Annotated in this window: 2 protein-coding genes, 1 tRNA gene and 1 pseudogene; 1 reads left to right on the top strand and 3 read right to left on the bottom strand. The window is 61.3% G+C overall.

Translation table 11 applies throughout. The features are described from left to right. Nucleotides 1-487: helix-turn-helix domain-containing protein (locus tag ACXJKR_RS30195; protein ID WP_457325985.1), on the bottom strand; the 487-nt coding region annotated here is incomplete at its 3' end. Nucleotides 488-1,129: 642 nt separating this feature from the next. On the opposite strand from ACXJKR_RS30195, the gene ACXJKR_RS30190 reads away from it, so the two are divergent. Beyond that, nucleotides 1,130-1,339 carry a hypothetical protein gene (locus tag ACXJKR_RS30190; protein ID WP_457325984.1) on the top strand — a complete coding sequence of 70 codons (210 nt, stop codon included), beginning with the start codon at nt 1,130-1,132 and terminating at the stop codon, nt 1,337-1,339. A 432-nt stretch (nt 1,340-1,771) separates the two neighbouring features. On the opposite strand, the gene ACXJKR_RS30185 is transcribed toward ACXJKR_RS30190, so the two are convergent. Both ACXJKR_RS30185 and ACXJKR_RS30180 read right to left on the bottom strand, forming a co-directional pair. Beyond that, nucleotides 1,772-1,847 (bottom strand) — tRNA-His (locus ACXJKR_RS30185). A 28-nt stretch (nt 1,848-1,875) separates the two neighbouring features. Continuing rightward, nucleotides 1,876-2,289 (bottom strand): annotated as a pseudogene (locus tag ACXJKR_RS30180) (peptidyl-prolyl cis-trans isomerase); the annotation flags it as partial.

Here is a 2,289-nt window from a genome sequence, read left to right as displayed (position 1 = left end):
CCGCCCAGGTCTGCTTTTCGGCCTCCGCCTTGATGGGCTTCAGCTCGTGTTCGTCGCTGACGTCAATCCAAACGCCGTGCTCGTACGCGAGAACGTAGCCATGCCGAACGAACTCACGGGCGCACCACATCTTCTCCAGCGCCACAGCAACGTGCTTTCGTGAGTTCTGGTTCAGCCACGCCAGCCTCAAAAGACGTGCAGCCGCGGTCGGCACAGGTGTCTGCCCCTTCTCCCATTTGGCCACGGCCTGATCTGTCGTGCCGACAAGCTGCCCCACCTCTATCTGGCTCTTTCCGAGTCGCTTGCGAAGGAAACGAAGCTCTGCAGCGCTCAGGTCAGCACCGCGGCAAGAAATGATCCGCGCGAGGGTCTTGTACAGACCGGCCAGGTCTTGATAGGCGACGGTCCGATCCTCACCCTCGCCCTCAACGACATACCCGCTGACAAGCCTCACATTGGGGAGCCCGCTCCCCTTCAATTGATGCATTACGTTTGCCTCATCACTGTCACGACCTTGCACGTTGCCAACCGCGACCAATCCGCCGCTGCTTGCTGGATACCACCGATTGAGACCCTGATTTCCAGACCTCGATGAACGACGTTCGCCCGCAGCTCTCCGTCACGCGGCTCGGGCCCATAGGCCTTACCTCGCCGCAAACAGGTCAGAACGTCCTCATGGTCGAAGCCATCATCGTCCATTGCTTCCAACGCATGAAGAAGGAAACGCACCGCGTCAGGGTCAGTCTTAGCTAATGCGTTGACTGCCTTCGTAAGCGGTGCGTTGTACTCCCCGTAGGACGACATCCTATACTTTATATAGATCACAAGCGGCGCTTGTGGTGAAAAAAAGGGACTATTGCCCCCTAGCGGCGGACGTTTCAACGCTCTGAGCGGCTAAGCATCAACTGTAACCGCCTGTCCGCGCGCACCTCCCACGGCAGCGGCTCAAGGTCACTCAGACTCGGTCGCACGCGACGAGAGCCCCCGCCGGCCTGAGGCTCAACGGTGAGCATGTGAGCCGCGTGGGATTGGACGCGCCTAGGGTCCGCCCTGTTCTTCAACCGAGATGACGAGCGCAAGAATCGCTTCGCGCGCCCGGCGCAACCGGGATCCACCAGGGAGAAAGAAGATGGCAGACAGCAGAACCGTTAGCGGCACAGTGACCACTGAGAACGACGGCCCTTCCCGCGTCGCATTCGACCTCATGAACCGGATTGCTCGCGCCGAGGATGGCGCCGAAAAGGACCGGGAGTACTTCCTGCGGCTTTATGCGCAATGCAACATTCTGACCAATCATCCGACGTGGCTAGATGATGCTCTGAAGCTGAACACGAAGTAGAGCCGTCGAGGTGCTCGCCGCAAGCCAAGCAGCCGACTGGTCGAATTTATGTGCGCGACCTCAGCGGCAGTCGCGGGCGGTGAATGTCTATGGAGTAGTCACCCACGCCGGAATTTCGGCGAAGAACAGCACCCGCGTCGTCAAGCCTCGCGCTGCCGCCTGGCGCTGCAGGATGCCAAATGCTCCCAGTCCGTGGGCGAGGTCCAGCATGAACAGCCCGGGCTGCAACAGTTGAACGCCTGGTGGCGGGGGCGCCGCCACGTTCTTTAGAAAAGAAGTGCGGATCACCAGCGTCGTGGAGGTCGTAGGGTGCCGCTGCGAAAGCGCAACTCTTGAACACTCGGCGCAAGGAATCGTCTTACACCGGCGTTACACGCAGGTCAGAAAAGAAAAAGGACTTAGAGGCTTTCGCTTCTAAGTCCTTGCTTTATTTGGGGTGGCTGATGGGACTCGAACCCACGACGACAGGAATCACAATCCTGGACTCTACCAACTGAGCTACAGCCACCGCAGAGCCAAAAAGTATAACCGATAAATCAGGGTGCGCTGGCTGCGGAGGCTGGTGCTTCGACCTTGATGGCGGCCTTGTATTGCGCCTTCAGCGCGGCCAGATAGGCCTGGCCTTCGGCACGCGCCCAGGCGCCGGCGTATTGCTGGGCGGCGCGCTTGTCGTCGATGACGGCGGCGTCGCGTGGCTGCAGCTGGTTGATGCGCACGACGACATAACCGCCGTCGTCGGCCGCCACGCCAACGGCGGCCGGCAACTTGGCGGCATCGGCGCCGAGCACGGCTTCGAGCTGGGTGCGCGTCAGGTTCTGCGGCTTGGCGCGCGAAACGGAGACGGCAGCTTCCAGGCCGGCGGTGTCCGCCGGGTTGGCCTTCATCGCGGCCAGGCGGGCTTCGCCGGCCTTCCTGGCCTGCTCGGCGGCGAGCTTGTGCACGAGCTGCTC

The organism is Roseateles sp. P5_E11 (assembly GCF_054049355.1).
This window is presented reverse-complemented; position numbering and strand designations above follow the sequence as displayed.